We start from the raw sequence: 16,192 nt of genomic DNA, 5'->3' as shown, positions 1-16,192 counted from the left end.
AATGAAAGCTGTAGGATTAACGAAAGCATCAACGGATTTCGTGGATATAGAAATCAACCAACCAGTACCAGAAAGTCATGATTTACTAGTGAAAATCAAAGCCATTTCCATCAATCCAGTAGATACTAAGCAACGTGAAGCAACAAAGCTATCAGGAGAGGAAGTTCGAGTTTTAGGCTGGGATGCGGTTGGAGAAGTTGTTGATATTGGAAGCGACGTTACTCTATTTAAAACTGGACAGAGCATTTATTTCGCTGGTGACGTCACAAGACCCGGAGCGTATGCAGAATTCACTTTAATTGATGAGCGGTTAGTTGGTTTGAAGCCAGAGAAATTAACCGTAGAGGAAGCTGCTGCGATGCCACTGACAACTATTACAGCGTGGGAAGCACTCTTTGAACGTTTAGGAATTACGGAAAATGACAAAGGAAAAGCGATTTTAATTATTAATGGAGCTGGTGGTGTGGGTTCTATTGCGACTCAACTAGCTGCGAACGCTGGCCTTGAAGTCATCGCCACTGCATCGCGCACAGAAACAATAGAATGGACCAAGAAGCACGGCGCGAACTATGTGATTAATCACCGAGAAAATATCCCGAAACAGCTGAAAGAACTTGGATTTGAGCGGGGTGTTGATTTTATTTTATGTTTGCATAACACTAATGCTCACTGGGATGTGATGCAAGAAGTGATCCGCCCACAAGGGAAAATTTGCTCTATTGTAGAACTCGCAGAGCCAGTAAAAATGAGCCTTTTAAAAGACAAGAGTGCTACTTTCAGCTATGAATTCATGTTTACTCGCTCGAAATATAATACAGAAGATAAAATCAAACAGCATGAGATTTTAACAGAAGCAGCACGAATGTTAGATAGGGGCGAATTAACAACGACATTAAATCAAGTTTTATCACCTGTGAACGCGGCAACGATAGAAGAAGCTCACAAAATCATCTCATCCGGAAAAATGATTGGAAAATTAGTAGTGAAAGGATTGGAGTAATGATGAGTGAAAAACAAGTTGCGCTATATATCGCAGTTAGCTTGGACGGTTATATTGCGGATGAAAACGGAAGTGTCGAATGGTTAGAATCTATTGATAGTGAAGGGGATGCGGGTTATGAGGCCTTCTTTGACAACGTAGATACAGTTGTAATGGGCCGAACGACGTATCAACAAATTTTCTCCCTCACGGATACATTCCCTTATAGCAAAAAAGATGTCTACGTTTTTTCCAACACGAAAGCTGGAACAAAAGACGAATACGCTGACTTTGTTGCTGGCACTGTTGATACATGGCTAAATAACATTGATGGTGAAAAAATCTGGCTTGTAGGTGGCGCGAAATTAGTGCAACAATTTTTAAAAGAGAAGGCGATAGATCGGTTTGTTATAACGATTGCGCCCATTATTTTAGGAAAAGGAATTCCGCTCTTTGAAGAAGATAGAGAGCACGCGCTAGAGCTAGAAGAAGTAACTCGTTTCGGCCAGTTTGCACAACTAACGTATAAAAACTTGGAGGAAAATTAAATGAAAATTGCCGCTTTTGATATTGATGCACAAAAAGGTTTTACGCCGCTTTGTCCCGATGAACTACCTGTTTCGGGTGGAGACAAAATTGTGCCAGAACTTAATTTTATGGCAAGTCTTGCTTCTCTTCGAATTGGTAGTAAAGATGCGCATCCGCAAAACGCTGTATGGGTAGTCGATTCCAAAGACGAAATGCTGGCTGAACTCGAATATCCAAATGCAGACCGTACTTGGGTAAGGCACTGTGAACCGGGTACAAAAGGTTTTGAATTATTAGATGGTTTACCAGTTGTGACTGATTATGATTACTTTATTTGGAAAGGTATGGAGCCGGACATTCATCCGTACGGTGCTTGTTATCACGATATTGTCGAACAGCTTTCAACAGGAGTACTTGAGTATTTACGGGAACAAAAAGTCGATTTAGTTCTTGTTGGAGGTTTAGCTTTTGATTTTTGTGTGAAAACTACGGTTATACAGTTAAGTAGGGCAGGCTTTTCTGTATTAGTCTATTTACCAGCGACACGTGCATTATCTGAACAAGGTTTTGATGAAATAAAAGAGCAATTAGCAAATACCGAGAAAGTGCAACTTATCGAAACAAGGGAGGAGCTTGTCGCCTACTGCCAGTAATTATATTGGAAGAGGTGAGGGGAATGAGGAAAGTTGGTATATTTCCTAGTATGATAATTCTTTTCACAGTAGGTATTTCTGCTGTGTTATATCCGCTACTACCTTCTGAAGTGGCGGTGCATTTCGGTACGGACTTCTCCCCAGATATGTTTATGCAAAAGTGGCTCGGCTTAATTCTGATTCCTTTTTTAATGATTATGTTTACAGGAACGGAATATTACGGAAAAGAAAAAGTGAATCAAGAAAGTTTGTTGGAATTTGAATATTGTTTTAGACTGTTGTTAGTGTTGTTAACAATCATTCAAATGAGTATTATTGTATACGCGCTAGGTTATGATATCCCGACTGGTAGATTTTCTCTAGTCACAGCGGGAGCATTCATGTTCGTTGTTGCGGCTTACATTCAATACTCGAAAAAACTCTTTAAATTTTTAACGATGATTGGTTTTAAAAAGATTGATGCATGGTCAAGAAACCTACTTAGAAAAATCACAACTGTTACACTTAATATAGCTGGTACAATCTGTTTTATTCTTGCTTTGTTTATGCGTAATGATCCCAGTTACTTAATGTTAGCAATGTTGATGACGATGTGTGTTATTGTTGTTGGTTCAGGAGTTTACCTGAATAAGAAATAAAAATATAACAGTTTATATTTACAATTGATACAGTTTCGGTTTATAATGGTGGCGGAAGTTCTGCGAGGATTTGGCAGGAAGTCCGTCATTTTTTTGCGTAATCAAAAAGCGCTTACAAAAAGAGGAGGAGAAATATTGCATAAAACAGCCAGAAAAATGGTAGTGGCACTCAGTTTATTATGTTTACTAGTACTTACAGCATGTCAGTCTGGCAATAATGGGGAAAATGAAAAAGTAACATCGGACAAGAAAGCCAAAGTGGTTAACATCATGGAAACGAGTGGAATTCCGAATGCAAGTCCAACACTCGCAGACAATAGCGTAAGTTTCCGAGTAATCAATCAAATTTTTGAAGGGTTATATCGATTAGATAAAAGCGGGAAACCGGCACTCGCTCTAGCTGCCAGTGAACCTGAAGAAAAAGATGGCGGGAAAACACTTATTTTTAAAATTCGCGAAGATGCTAATTGGTCCAATGGCGACCCGGTGACGGCGCATGATTTTGAATACGCTTGGAAAAAAGTGGTGGATCCGAAAACGGCCGCTGCATACGGACCGCAAATGGAGGAAATCGTCAAAAATGCCACTCCAATTTTGAAAGGCGAAATGTCACCAGATAAACTTGGAATCAAAGCCTTAGACGAGAAAACACTACAAATCGAACTAGAAAATCCTGTGCCAATTTTTAAAGAACTTCTAACAACGGGGACATTCTTCCCGCAAAACCAAGCGTTTGTAGAAAAACAAGGAGATCGTTATGGAACTAAAAGCGATACATTAATTTCCAACGGCCCATATAAATTAGAAAATTGGAACGGCACAAATATGACGTGGGATTACGTTAAAAATCCAACCTACTGGGATAAAAAGAATGTTCCAACTGAAAAAATCCATGTAACTGTCGTAAAAGATACTAATGCGGCTTTAAACTTATACAATACAAACAAATTGGACCGCGTAGAGCTTGATGGCGAATTTGTTAAACAATACAAAGACGATAAAAACTTCCATAAAGAAGCAACCGGACGCTCTGTCTATATGAAAATGAACCAAGGTAAAGATGGCGTGAAAACGGATTTAGCTAACTTAAACTTGCGCCGTGGTTTAGCGATGGCTATTGATAAGGTTGGAATGGTCAACACACTACTTGCCAATGGTTCTAAAGCATTAAACGGGGATGTTCCTGGTGATATCATGTTTGACCCTGAAACAAAAGAAGATTTCCGCAAACAAAACGGCGACTTACTCAAGTTCGACCAACAAGAAGCTACAAACGCATGGAAGCAAGGCTTGAAAGAAATTGGAAAATCCGAATTAACACTTACGTTAACAAGTGGCGACACGTCCTTACAACGAAAACAAACAGAATTTATCCAAAATCAATTAGAAGAAAACCTTCCTGGACTAACAATCAAATTAAAAAATGTCACAAACCAAGCGAGTTTCCAAGCTGATGTGACACAGGATTTTGAACTGTTGCTAGGCGGATGGGGTGGCGATTATCAAGATCCGCTCACATACCTCAACCTATTCTTAACAAACAGCCCGGGGAACCACACAGGCTTCTCGGATGCTAAATACGATGAACTAGTCCTAGGAGCCAAGGGTAAACTTTCGGCAGACCCAGAAAAAAGATGGCAAGCATTACTAGAAGCAGAACAAATTTTACTGAAAGATAACGCCGTGCTTATCCCGCTATACCAAGGTGGCCGCGCGTACTTGCAAAAAAGCAATCTGAAAAACTACACCACGTATCCAATCGGTTCAGAAAACTACAAATGGATTGAAAAAAATTAATTTAAAAGAGTCTAGTTAAACCAAACTAGGCTCTTTTTTATACCCGAAAGAAAATAAGACTTAGGATGTACCAATTTTCAGCCTAGAGCCGTTCGTTCCTTTTTTGAATCTCCCCTATAATAAACCTATCAACAAAAAAGGACGGTAAAAACAATGAAAAAGGGACTTTTCGGTTTACTGGCTGCAATTTTTGTATTAACAATGGTTGTAATTGAATTTTCAGCACCAATTGGATCAGCAGCAAATACATATTACGTTACAATCAAAAACGACGGAAAAGAAGTTACCAAGTCAAAATTCAAAGGGTACTCTTTCCGAGAATCATGTTTAGATAATCAAGGAAACAGTCGCAAAGTTAACTTCATGTCAACAATACAACTTAAAAAGAATAAACAGTATAAAATTGTCGTTCAAGATAATGAATTACTCGTCCAAGCCAAGGAAATAAACAGTGTTCCGCTTGCAAGTAGTAAATAAAATTAGAAAAGAGGAAAAAATCATGAACAGTTTTTGGAAAATATTTTTTACAGTTATTTTAGGATTTATCGCACTTAATATCGTACTTGATATCGTTGGAATCACGCTTCACTTCTTATTCCCAGTACTTATACTAGGTGGTATTGGATATCTGCTTTATCGCATGTGGGGTAATTCTCCAAAACGCCCAAGTCGTGACAATGAAGATCGCTACCACTGGTAATATATTTGCTAAAAAAGCTCCCTAGGCTTTTAGATATAATGAACCTAATTTCTTTTGCAGAAGTTAGGTTTTTTTGTATGGTAAGTTTGTTATAATAGGAGAAAGGAAATGAGGCGATGAAAATGAAAAAAGATATAATTCTCAAATCAATTGTTATATCAATCATTACTGCCCTAGTTTTCAACATTAAACGAAAAAAAGTCAAATAACCGTCAGAAAATTAATATTCATGATTAAATGGCTATTTTAAGCCATTAGCATCTAATTTCGGCGTCGGTATGCTATAATAACAAAAAGAAAATCATGGAGGACATAGAGATGAATATTGATAACACCTTACTAAAACAAGATGTGTGGCGATTTATTGACAATACAACGATTAATCCAGCTTTCGATGCCATTCAATCATTTGCGACAGATGATACGCTATGTCGCTCGGTCGGAGCAAGAATGGCGCCATCTACTGTTCGCGGTTGGGTGCATGAAAAAACGGTTTCCCTTGGAATTCAAGATTCTAAGTTACCTGATATAGATAAAGGAATTACCTTTTTGCAAGAACGAGGCTACCGTGTCGTAGTTAGAAATTCTGGTGGTTTAGCTGTTGTCCTTGATTCAGGGGTACTTAATTTGTCGATGGTGCTCCCGGATGCAGAACGCGGAATTGCGATTGAGCGTGGTTATGAAACGATGTTTACACTTATCAAAGACATGTTCGTAGATTGCAATGAAGTCATTGAGGCGAAAGAAATAGAGGATTCTTATTGTCCAGGAAGTTACGACCTTAGCATTCAAGGGAAAAAATTCGCTGGTATTTCACAGCGTAGAATGGCAAAAGGCGTAGCGGTCCAAATTTATTTAGCAATTGACGGGAATCAAACTGCTCGCTCAGAACTGATTAGCGATTTTTATACAATTAGCGGAAAAGATAAGCAAACAAAATATACGTTCCCAAATGTGAATCCTGATGTTATGGGTTCGCTGTCGGACTTAATGAAGAATGATGTAAGCTTAAATGGCACATTGGTACGCCTTTTCAACAGTTTGCGACACTATGCAGGTGAACTCGTCTCTGGAACGCTTACACCTGAAGAATTAGATCTTTTTCCGGCCTACTACGAACGTTTGATTGCTCGAAATGATAAAGTGCTTACTTGAGAGGAGCGTGTTGCATGAGTTATTTAACAGAAAAATTACTAGAAGAAAAAGTGTTTAAAGACCCAGTGCACGGATACGTGCATGTTTCTGACAAAATAATTTGGGATTTGATTGCTACAAAAGAATTTCAGCGTTTGCGGCGTATCCACCAATTGGGAACGACTTCGCTAACTTTTCATGGGGCAGAACATAGCCGTTTTAATCATTCCTTAGGTGTTTACGAAATCGTACGCCAAATAATCGATGTGACATTTGCGAATGAGCCACAGCTGGATCCGGAAGAACGTATGGTGGCATTGTGTGCTGCACTTTTACACGATTTAGGGCACGGGCCATTTTCGCATGCTTTTGAAAAAGTCTTTGGTACGGACCATGAAGCATATACGCAGGAGATAATAATTGGAGATACGGAAGTTAGTGACGTATTGATGCGAATAGGAGAAGAATTTCCGCTTAAAGTCGCTGCTATTATTAAGAAAAATTATCCGAATCAAACTTTGGTGAAGTTGATTTCGAGTCAGATTGATGCTGACCGAATGGACTATTTGCTTCGAGATGCTTATTATACCGGAGTGAGTTACGGGAAGTTTGATATAGAACGGATTTTACGAGTTCTACGCCCAAGTCCAGATGGTAATGGAGTTATTGTGAAATATTCTGGCATGCATGCGGTAGAAGACTATATTATGAGTCGCTATCAAATGTATCAACAAGTATACTTTCATCCGGTTAGTCGTAGCGGTGAAGTTTTATTATGGAAAATCCTTGAACGCGCTAAAAAGTTATATTGCGCAGGTTATGAATTTCAAGTGACCCCCATACAAGTTTTACCGTTCTTTGTAAATGAAGTGAGTTTAAAAGAGTATGTCGTACTTGATGATATTGTATTGATGTACTATTTTTCCATTTGGCAAGAGGAAGAAGATCCGATTTTGAGCGATTTATGTAGTCGTTTTTTGAATAGGAGATTGCTTCGATATATTAACTATGATCCAAAAGAAGATGCCGAACTTTATACAGAACTAAAAGGACTTCTTGAAAAAGCAGATATTGATCCGTCGTATTATTTAGTGATTGATTCTTCCAGCGATTTGCCTTATGATTACTATCTTCCTGGAGTTGGTAGCGGCAAAGACCCTATTAAGTTATTGATGGGAAATGGTGAATTGCGGGAGTTGTCGACCGAGTCTCCAGTTGTTGAAGCAATTGGGCGAGAACGTCGGACGGATATTAAATTATACTATCCGCTCGATTTTATCGAGAGTGGGGATGTAGACCAAGCGATTACAGAAAGAATGATTGCGCTTATTCACGCACATTCGTTGAAGGAAAAATAAAAAAGCAAGGCGAATTGCCTTGCTTCTTACACACTTAAATATCAGATTTTCTTATGCCGCCAACACCGTAATCCGTTTTTTTCATTTCTTCTAGGATTACATGAATATTTTCTTTTGGTGCTTTTAGATTTTTGGAAACTACTTCTGTTACTTCGCTAACTAAAGCTTTCTTTTGATCGTCTGAACGACCTTCTAAAAATTGAATGGTAACAAATGGCATTTTCTCACCTCGATAACGTTTTTTTCATTATAGCATATAAAAATTACTCATTAAAAGATAAAGGAGGCACTTATGCCTAGTTTTCTAGCTTACCCACTTGAAATGATACCGTATGTTTTAGTTACATTATTAATTGCTTTTACAATCCATGAATGGGCACATGCCTTGGTTGCGCTCGCTTTTGGGGATGATACAGCCAAGAATCAAGGGAGACTCTCTCTAAACCCCGTGGTACATATTGATTTATTTGGTTTACTAATGATATTAATTGCTGGCTTTGGTTGGGCGAAACCGACCCCTGTGAATCGTTTTAAATTAAAGAAACGTCGACTTGGAAGTATACTTGTTTCGCTTGCGGGGCCGGTAAGCAATTTGCTACTCGCGATGATTGGTGTTGGCTTCTATGCTTTATTTTTAAATTATTCCTTCTTTACATATGGTTCTGTTGCGGAAACTTTTTTAATGATTTTTGTACAATTAAATCTAGTGTTATTTGTATTTAACTTGATCCCACTTCCGCCACTGGATGGTTATCAAATACTAGTTGAGTTTCTGCCCATGTCAGCCAGGGCCAAGCTGGAACCACTTGAACGCTATGCGATGCTTATTTTCCTAGTGGTTGCTTTAACGCCTATTTCAGAATTTACGATTCAGCCAATTTTTAATACCGTTATTCCATTTGTGCTAAATGTGATTTTGACAATATTTGGTCTGACATCAGTTTAACCTGTTGCTTTTCATGCTATTTTTCACTATAATATAATGCGTCTATTCTTCTGACCGGAAAGGGGTAAATAAGCGATATGACTGCCAACCAAATGGAACGAAAAAAAGTAACTATTCATATCACCAATGTCATCCGTCAGATGGATGCAGAAGAGAAATCCGATATGTCTGTTTCGGGTGTTTTTTACCGCGATAAAGGCAATCGTTATCTGCATTATGAGGAAAAACAATTAGCTGGAACAATTCGTACGGTTCTAAAAATTGCTGACAACGAACTACTTTTAATGAGAAGTGGTGCCGTAAATATGAGAATGCACTTTTTCCGAGATAATAGGAGAAGTACTGCGTCTGTTGATTCCGGAGCAGGGAAATTACAATTAGAATCAGAACTAGTATCAATGGAAGAACTATATGAAAATAAGCCAGATGTGCTTAGTGAAGTGGCATTTCAATATGATTTGCTTAGTCACGGCGAATACATTGGCTCATATACTGTTTTAATGAAAATAGAGGAGGACGCAGAATGAATGTCATGCAAGAGAACCAAATTAAACTAATTGCACATATCAAACAAGCAGTTGTTCAAGCGGTTGGTTTAGAAGAAGCAGAAGTACCAGAAATTTTACTCGAAGTACCAAAAGATAAAAAGCATGGAGATTATTCGACTAATATAGCGATGCAACTTGCTAGAGTAGCTAAGAAAGCCCCTCGCCAAATTGCCGAAAGTATTGTACCAGAACTAAAAAAAGACAACAAATTAATTAAAGAAGTAGAAATTGCTGGACCAGGTTTTATTAACTTTTATTTAGATAATGCTTATTTAACCGATTTAGTTCCTGTGATTTTAACGGAAGATAAACAATATGGAGAGTCTGATTTTGGTAAAGGAGAAAAATTTCAAATTGAATTTGTTTCCGCGAATCCAACTGGTGACTTGCATTTAGGTCATGCTCGTGGCGCTGCAATTGGTGATTCACTTGCAAATATTATGAAAATGGCTGGATTTGATGTTTCGAGAGAATATTACATTAATGATGCGGGAAATCAAATTAATAATTTAGTTCTTTCTGCGGAAGCTCGTTATTTTGAAGCGCTAGGTTTAGATTCAGAGTTCCCAGAGGATGGTTACCGTGGTGCAGATATTATTTCGCTTGGGAAAGATTTAGCTGCTAAGTATGGCGACAAATATGTACACACAAGCGAAGAAGAGCGCCGTTCCGTTTTTCGGGTGGATGCATTAGCGTTTGAAACAGGAAAATTACGTGCAGATCTAGAAGAATTCCGCGTCTCCTTTGATGAATGGTTCTCAGAAACTTCATTATACGAAGAAAATAAAGTATTACCAGCGTTAGAACGGTTACGCGAAAATGGTTATATTTATGAGCAAGATGGAGCGACATGGTTAAGAACGACTGATTTTGAAGATGACAAAGACCGTGTTTTAATCAAATCAGATGGTAGTTATACGTATTTCTTACCAGATATCGCGTATCATCTAAACAAATTAGAGCGTGGCTTTGATGTGTTAATTGATATTTGGGGAGCTGATCACCACGGTTACATTCCTCGGATGCGTGCGGCGATTGAAGCACTTGGTTATTCGCCAAATCAACTAGAAGTAGAAATAATTCAACTTGTTCATTTGTTCGAAGATGGTGTTCAAGTTAAAATGAGTAAACGTACTGGCAAATCGGTTACGATGCGCGATTTAATTGAAGAAGTTGGTCTTGATGCGACAAGATATTTCTTTGCAATGCGTAGTTCAGATACACATATGAACTTTGATATGAGCTTAGCTAAATCAACATCTAATGATAATCCAGTTTATTATGTACAATATGCGCACGCTAGAATTTCTAGCATTTTACGTTCTGGTAAAGAACAAGGGCTAGAAGTAACAAAAGATGCTGATATGCGTTTATTACAAACCGAAGCAGAATATGATTTATTAAAAGTGTTAGGTGAGTTCGCGGATGTTGTTGCGGAAGCTGCTACAAAAAGAGCGCCACATCGTATCGTTCGCTACTTAAATGATTTAGCGTCTGCATTCCACCGTTTCTACAATAGCAATAAAGTACTTGATATGGATAATTTAGAAGTAACAAAAGCAAGACTGGCACTTATTAAAACAGCACAAATTACCCTTAGAAATGGTTTGACACTTCTAGGTGTATCAGCACCAGAAAAAATGTGATATCCTAAAATTATAGGTTACTCGTTGACGTCATAACCAAAATGTACTAAAGTTAATAGAAACATAGGTAATTGAAAAAACGGGGAGAGCATATGATGAAGCGATTAATAATTTTGGCGCTGCTTTTCGTGTTTCTGTGCGTCGCAATCTATATTCTCTACGACTTTCAACTTGGATCAATCCCAATTCTTTTAATGGCCATCCTTTTCTTTTACATCGGATATCAAATAGTCAAGAAGAATTGATGTAATTAAGAAAATTTAGGTTGTACTTGCCAGAAATAACATGTAAAATAGTGAAGTTGGGCTGAACGAAAAAATAACAGCTAAATAAATTGGAATTACGATAGAAAGGGCGTGCCAGTTTTGGATTTAAAGAACTTAACGCAAGAAGAACGTAGTGAACTATCTTTAATTGATGTTGCACATTTTATTTTGGAACAGCGGAAAGAAACCATTCTTTTCCCTGAATTAGTGAAAGAGATTCAAGCGTTCCTAGGTTTGAAAGATGCAGAAATAAGGGAGCGTCTTGTTCAATTTTATACAGATATGAATATTGATGGAAACTTTATTTCACTAGGAAACAACACGTGGGGACTTCGCGCATGGTATCCAATGGATGCAATTGATGAAGAAGTTCAAACGCAAACAACACCGAAGAAAAAACGTAAATCAGACGATGATGACGATGAAGATGAAGAAATCTTGGATGATGACGTGGACTACGATGATGAAGAAATTGTAGAAGAACTTGGTGAAGAAGAAATCTCTCTTGCGGACGTTTTACTTGATGAAGAGGAAGATGACGATGATCATTTACCAGACGGAATCGAAGGCGACTTAGCAACAGTAGAAGATGATTATACGGATGGGGATTATACAGAAGACCCAGAAGATAAATAATAACTGAATTTTAATCAGATAGACACGTCCATTTTTATGGAAAAGTGTCTGTCTGATTTTTTTAGCGTCCTTAATGGATTGATGGCGGTTTCATAAAATAAAGACTTGACTTCTAGTGCTATCATTAGTAGTATTTTATTTGGGCTCCCTTTTATAGGGACGGATATTTATGAGAATCGACGCTCCCTTACTTTTATGAAGTAGGCGGAGTGTTTTTTATTTTGGTTTACAAAATACTTGAAATTGTGATGGATACGTTAGAAAGATAATCACAATATTGTTTTATCTGGCAATTTCCCACCCCAGCAGGAAAATCGTCAGAACCCTGCAAGTTTTTCATTTTAGGAAGGAGTAGATTTTTTTAACATGACAAAGTATATTTTCGTTACAGGTGGCGTAGTTTCGTCAATCGGAAAAGGAATCACAGCAGCATCACTCGGACGTTTGCTGAAAAATCGTGGACTTAGTGTAACCATTCAAAAGTTTGATCCATACATCAACGTGGATCCAGGGACAATGAGCCCATACCAACACGGGGAAGTTTATGTGACAGATGATGGCGCAGAAACAGATCTAGACCTTGGTCATTACGAACGTTTTATCGATATTAACTTAAATAAATACAGCAATGTAACAACTGGTAAAGTTTACTCGGAAGTTATTAAAAAAGAACGTCGCGGGGATTACTTAGGTGGAACAGTGCAAGTTATTCCACACATTACAAACGAATTAAAGGATCGAGTTTTCCGTGCGGCGCGCATGACCAATTCAGACATTATCATCACTGAAATTGGTGGAACGGTTGGGGATATCGAATCTTTACCATTCTTAGAAGCAATTCGTCAAATTAAAAGTGATGTTGGCGCAGAGAACGTGCTTTACATCCACACAACGTTAATTCCTTACATCAAAGCAGCTGGCGAAATGAAAACTAAACCAACACAACATAGTGTCAAAGAACTTCGTAGCCTAGGAATTCAACCAAACATTATCGTTGTTCGTACAGAGCAACCAGTTTCACAAGAAATGAAAGATAAGATTGCGCTATTTTGTGATATTAAAGCTTCCGAGGTTATTGAATCTCGCGATGAAGAAACACTTTATAACGTACCACTTTCTCTACAAAAACAAAAAATGGATGATATTGTCCTAGAACACTTACAATTAGAAGCACCACAAGCTGAAATGACTGATTGGAAAAACTTAGTACACCGCGTGAAAAACCTTTCCAAAAAAGTACGCATAGGCCTAGTTGGTAAATATGTTTCCTTGCAAGATGCGTATCTTTCTGTAGCAGAAGCGCTTCGCCATGCAGGATATGATCACGATGCTGAAATCGAAATCGACTGGATTGATTCCGAGAAAGTAACAAAAGAAAATGTTGCTGAAATCATGAAAGACGTTGACGGTATCTTAGTTCCTGGTGGTTTTGGAGATCGAGCTATTGAAGGTAAAATTGCTGCTATCGAATATGCACGTGTAAATAAAGTTCCTTATTTTGGTATTTGCTTAGGTATGCAACTAGCAACAGTCGAATTTGCTCGTAACGTGCTTGGTCTTGAAGGAGCGCATTCCGCGGAAATCGAACCAGAAACAAAACATAACATCATTGATTTATTACCAGAACAAAAAAATATCGAAAACATGGGTGGAACACTTCGTCTAGGACTGTATCCAGCACGTATTAAGCAAGGCACTAAAGCCGAGGCTGCTTATGGTACGACTCTTGTTGAAGAACGTCACCGTCATCGTTATGAGTTTAATAACGAATATAGAGAACAAATGGAAGAAGCTGGTATGATAGTTTCTGCAACAAGCCCAGATGGTCGTTTAGTTGAAGTAGTTGAATTAGCTGATCATCCTTGGTTTGTCGCTTGTCAATATCACCCAGAATTCATTTCTCGTCCGAATCGTCCGCAAAGCTTGTTTAAAGATTTTGTTGGCGCTGCGCTTAATAATAAATAAGATAATAAAAGATCTCCCAGCCAATTATGGCTGGGAGATCTTTTATATTATTTAGTAGCGCTAAGGTTCGAAGCTTTTGTCCAACCAATAAAGGTCGAGCTTGTTCTTATTCGATACCAAAGGTGTCCTTCGACCGTTGCTTGTTTATCCACGGTGAGTTTTTGACCTTTGTAAGCAGCTAAAGTGCCCCATCTAACATCCGCATCTACAACAGGAACTTTGTAGTACGCTTCATTTACTTTGTTCGCAATCACATAGCGAGTTAAATTAGTATCTTTCTCCATGCTTTGTTTGTAGAACGTATCAAGTGCACGAGTATCAACCCAACCAATTGTTTTCCCGTCGATGCTAAATTGATACCAAGTAGTAATTACTGTTTTGGCTTCGCGCAAGATCCGCATGTTTTTACCTTGGTAGACCGAAAGTTGATTAACAAGTTTCGAGCCTTCCGTTCTGTAAGGTTTTGTCCAAACGGCATTACCTGGCGCTGTTTTTACTCTAGCATAGGCTGTGGCACCTTTATCATATTCAATTTTATCGTATGGCGTAGTTGTTGTTAAGTTCGAAGCTTTGGTCCAACCGATAAAAGTAGTGCTTGTTCTAACGCGGTACCAAAGCTGTCCTTCCACGGTTGCTTGTTTATCTACGGTTAGTTTTTGATCTTTATAAGCAGCTAAAGTGCCCCATCTAACATCCGCATCCACAACAGGAACTTTGTAATACGCTTCACCTGTTTTATTGGAAGCAACATAGCGAGTTAAATTAGCATCTTTCTCCATGCTTTGTTTGTAGAACGTATCAAGTGCACGAGTATCAACCCAACCAATTGTTTTCCCGTCGATGCTAAATTGATACCAAGTAGTGATAGGTGTTTTAGCTTCGCGCAGGATCCGCATGTTTTTACCTTGGTAGACCGAAAGTTGATTAACAAGTTTCGAGCCTTCTGTTCTGTAAGGTTTTGTCCAAACGGCATTACCTGGCGCCGTTTTCACTCTAGCATAGGCTGTGACACCTTTATCATATTCAATTTTATCGAAAGGAGAGGTAGCTGTTAAGTTCGAAGCTTTTGTCCAACCAATGAAGGTAGACCCAGCTTTCACACGGTACCAAAGTTGTCCTTCCACAGTTGCTTGTTTATCTACGGTTAGTTTTTCGCTTTTATATGTGCCTAAAGTGCCCCATTTGACATCCGCATCTACAACTGGAACTTTGTAATACGCTTCACCGGTTTTGTTGGAAGCAACATAGCGAGTTAAATTAGCATCTTTCTCCATGCTTTGTTTGTAGAACGTATCAAGTGCACGAGTATCAACCCAACCAATTGTTTTCCCGTCGATGCTAAATTGATACCAAGTAGTGATAGGTGTTTTAGCTTCGCGCAAGATTCGCATGTTTTTACCTTGGTAGACCGACAGTTGATTAACAAGTTTTGCGCCTTCCGTTTTGTATGGTCTTGTCCAAACAGCATTGTAAGGAGCCGTTTTCACTCTAGCATAGGCTGTAACGCCTTTATCATATTCGATTTTGTCGTAAGTGACTTTGCTAGCTTGAATTGCTTTGTATTTTTCATTAATCAATGTAACAAAACTGTTGAAATTATAACCCCATTGGTTGAAATAGGAAACAGGGTCAGTATGCGTTGTACCACCAAGATAACGTGTAACCGCATCGTGGGACCAAACAGTTCCTTTGCCATCACTATGCGCACTATCGACTGGAAGGTTATATTGATCTAAAAGATACGCTGCGTAATAAGCATAGTTATTAATAGAACGTGCAAATTCATCAAACGTCTTCGAACGAACTAATTCCACTTGGATAAAGCGAGCGTTGGCATATTGACCTGCTCCCCATACACCATTTTCAGTTGGGTGGATTTGAATGATACGAGATTTATCTACGAATGAATGAACGAATGCATTATTGTAGTTTCTACTCATGTAACTAATTTCGCCCTCAATAGTGGATGAATTATTTGCTGTTTCATGAATGACGATTCCTTCTGGTTTCCCGTAACCATTGCGGTAATTAAATTTAGGAAATTGACTTTTTAATTGTTTTTCAATAGAAGCCGTGGAAAATTTATTCGATTTTATATAGGAATTAACGTCAGGATATCCTGCTGTTGCGCGAAGTAATGGTACAGACTTCAGTACGCTATTAGTTCCATCTTCAAAGCCGTCATGTTCTTCCGTAGCAGTTCCGTCCCTGACTCCTTGGGGAATATAGATTGATTGATCATCTACACTTTGTACTGTTTCTGTGGAAGCTGCACTTGCTTTCTCTGTAATCATGGTAGCGGATACGCCAATAAAAGCAAGGCTCGTAAAAACAACCGCCGATTTTACTAATTTTTTCAAAGTTTAAATCCTCTCCTAACTGCACTACTCTTAAATAA

Annotated in this window: 16 protein-coding genes; 14 read left to right on the top strand and 2 right to left on the bottom strand. The window is 38.4% G+C overall.

Features of this window, described 5'->3' with window-relative positions; genetic code table 11:
* The first annotated feature begins 1 nt into the window (after position 1).
* The 9 genes from HRK21_RS04540 to HRK21_RS04500 all read left to right on the top strand — a co-directional run bounded on the left by HRK21_RS04540 (position 2) and on the right by HRK21_RS04500 (position 7,787).
* A complete protein-coding gene (locus HRK21_RS04540) occupies positions 2-1,000 on the top strand; it encodes a zinc-binding alcohol dehydrogenase family protein (RefSeq protein ID WP_070006550.1) in 999 nt (332 codons plus the stop codon).
* A gap of 2 nt (positions 1,001-1,002) precedes the next feature.
* On the top strand, positions 1,003-1,527 hold the full coding sequence (locus HRK21_RS04535) for a dihydrofolate reductase family protein (protein ID WP_003726114.1): 525 nt from the start codon (positions 1,003-1,005) through the stop codon (positions 1,525-1,527).
* Complete coding sequence (locus HRK21_RS04530; RefSeq protein ID WP_070006549.1) at positions 1,528-2,160, top strand: nicotinamidase; 633 nt, start codon at positions 1,528-1,530, stop codon at positions 2,158-2,160. It begins immediately after the preceding gene.
* Positions 2,161-2,183: 23 nt separating this feature from the next.
* Positions 2,184-2,798 (top strand): DUF1648 domain-containing protein, encoded by a 615-nt coding sequence (locus HRK21_RS04525; RefSeq protein WP_003726112.1) that lies wholly within the window; start codon positions 2,184-2,186, stop codon positions 2,796-2,798.
* A gap of 135 nt (positions 2,799-2,933) precedes the next feature.
* Positions 2,934-4,595, top strand: a complete 1,662-nt coding sequence (locus tag HRK21_RS04520) for a peptide ABC transporter substrate-binding protein (RefSeq protein ID WP_077952754.1) — start codon at positions 2,934-2,936, stop codon at positions 4,593-4,595.
* A 153-nt stretch (positions 4,596-4,748) separates the two neighbouring features.
* Positions 4,749-5,072, top strand: coding sequence for a YxeA family protein (locus HRK21_RS04515; protein WP_070006548.1), 324 nt, complete (start codon positions 4,749-4,751; stop codon positions 5,070-5,072).
* 22 nt (positions 5,073-5,094) lie between these two features.
* The gene (locus tag HRK21_RS04510) at positions 5,095-5,295 is read left to right on the top strand and encodes a hypothetical protein (protein WP_070006547.1); all 201 of its coding nucleotides are present in this window, start codon (positions 5,095-5,097) and stop codon (positions 5,293-5,295) included.
* Positions 5,296-5,613: 318 nt separating this feature from the next.
* Positions 5,614-6,450: a lipoyl-[GcvH]:protein N-lipoyltransferase gene (lipL, locus tag HRK21_RS04505; RefSeq protein ID WP_070006546.1), complete on the top strand. Its 837-nt coding sequence runs from the start codon at positions 5,614-5,616 to the stop codon at positions 6,448-6,450.
* A 14-nt stretch (positions 6,451-6,464) separates the two neighbouring features.
* A complete protein-coding gene (locus tag HRK21_RS04500) occupies positions 6,465-7,787 on the top strand; it encodes an HD domain-containing protein (RefSeq protein ID WP_070006545.1) in 1,323 nt (440 codons plus the stop codon).
* 34 nt (positions 7,788-7,821) lie between these two features.
* Here HRK21_RS04500 and thmT read toward each other — a convergent pair whose 3' ends face one another.
* Positions 7,822-8,007, bottom strand: coding sequence for a 2-hydroxymuconate tautomerase (gene thmT / locus HRK21_RS04495; protein WP_003739806.1), 186 nt, complete (start codon positions 8,005-8,007; stop codon positions 7,822-7,824).
* Between the two features lie 72 nt (positions 8,008-8,079).
* Here thmT and HRK21_RS04490 point away from each other — a divergent pair, with 72 nt between their 5' ends.
* The 5 genes from HRK21_RS04490 to pyrG all read left to right on the top strand — a co-directional run bounded on the left by HRK21_RS04490 (position 8,080) and on the right by pyrG (position 13,794).
* Positions 8,080-8,733: a site-2 protease family protein gene (locus HRK21_RS04490; RefSeq protein WP_003739805.1), complete on the top strand. Its 654-nt coding sequence runs from the start codon at positions 8,080-8,082 to the stop codon at positions 8,731-8,733.
* Between the two features lie 77 nt (positions 8,734-8,810).
* Positions 8,811-9,260 (top strand): YwiB family protein, encoded by a 450-nt coding sequence (locus HRK21_RS04485; RefSeq protein ID WP_003723610.1) that lies wholly within the window; start codon positions 8,811-8,813, stop codon positions 9,258-9,260.
* Positions 9,257-10,927 (top strand): arginine--tRNA ligase, encoded by a 1,671-nt coding sequence (gene argS / locus HRK21_RS04480; protein WP_069888357.1) that lies wholly within the window; start codon positions 9,257-9,259, stop codon positions 10,925-10,927. Before HRK21_RS04485 ends, argS begins: the two co-directional genes overlap by 4 nt.
* Positions 10,928-11,292: 365 nt before the next feature.
* Complete coding sequence (rpoE, locus tag HRK21_RS04475) at positions 11,293-11,829, top strand: DNA-directed RNA polymerase subunit delta (protein ID WP_003729268.1); 537 nt, start codon at positions 11,293-11,295, stop codon at positions 11,827-11,829.
* 366 nt (positions 11,830-12,195) lie between these two features.
* Positions 12,196-13,794, top strand: coding sequence for a CTP synthase (gene pyrG / locus HRK21_RS04470; RefSeq protein ID WP_003726102.1), 1,599 nt, complete (start codon positions 12,196-12,198; stop codon positions 13,792-13,794).
* A gap of 47 nt (positions 13,795-13,841) precedes the next feature.
* On the opposite strand, the gene HRK21_RS04465 is transcribed toward pyrG, so the two are convergent.
* On the bottom strand, positions 13,842-16,154 hold the full coding sequence (locus HRK21_RS04465; RefSeq protein ID WP_070006544.1) for a GW domain-containing glycosaminoglycan-binding protein: 2,313 nt from the start codon (positions 16,152-16,154) through the stop codon (positions 13,842-13,844).
* Positions 16,155-16,192 lie beyond the last annotated feature (38 nt).

The organism is Listeria monocytogenes (assembly GCF_013282665.1).
In the GTDB taxonomy this organism is placed as follows: domain Bacteria; phylum Bacillota; class Bacilli; order Lactobacillales; family Listeriaceae; genus Listeria; species Listeria monocytogenes_C.
This window is presented reverse-complemented; position numbering and strand designations above follow the sequence as displayed.

Coding starts and splice junctions, on each gene's coding strand:
- HRK21_RS04540 (WP_070006550.1), top strand. CDS start 2: ATGAAAGCTGTAGGATTAACGAAAGCATCAACGGATTTCGTGGATATA.
- HRK21_RS04535 (WP_003726114.1), top strand. CDS start 1,003: ATGAGTGAAAAACAAGTTGCGCTATATATCGCAGTTAGCTTGGACGGT.
- HRK21_RS04530 (WP_070006549.1), top strand. CDS start 1,528: ATGAAAATTGCCGCTTTTGATATTGATGCACAAAAAGGTTTTACGCCG.
- HRK21_RS04525 (WP_003726112.1), top strand. CDS start 2,184: ATGAGGAAAGTTGGTATATTTCCTAGTATGATAATTCTTTTCACAGTA.
- HRK21_RS04515 (WP_070006548.1), top strand. CDS start 4,749: ATGAAAAAGGGACTTTTCGGTTTACTGGCTGCAATTTTTGTATTAACA.
- HRK21_RS04510 (WP_070006547.1), top strand. CDS start 5,095: ATGAACAGTTTTTGGAAAATATTTTTTACAGTTATTTTAGGATTTATC.
- lipL (WP_070006546.1), top strand. CDS start 5,614: ATGAATATTGATAACACCTTACTAAAACAAGATGTGTGGCGATTTATT.
- HRK21_RS04500 (WP_070006545.1), top strand. CDS start 6,465: ATGAGTTATTTAACAGAAAAATTACTAGAAGAAAAAGTGTTTAAAGAC.
- thmT (WP_003739806.1), bottom strand. CDS start 8,007: ATGCCATTTGTTACCATTCAATTTTTAGAAGGTCGTTCAGACGATCAA.
- HRK21_RS04490 (WP_003739805.1), top strand. CDS start 8,080: ATGCCTAGTTTTCTAGCTTACCCACTTGAAATGATACCGTATGTTTTA.
- HRK21_RS04485 (WP_003723610.1), top strand. CDS start 8,811: ATGACTGCCAACCAAATGGAACGAAAAAAAGTAACTATTCATATCACC.
- argS (WP_069888357.1), top strand. CDS start 9,257: ATGAATGTCATGCAAGAGAACCAAATTAAACTAATTGCACATATCAAA.
- pyrG (WP_003726102.1), top strand. CDS start 12,196: ATGACAAAGTATATTTTCGTTACAGGTGGCGTAGTTTCGTCAATCGGA.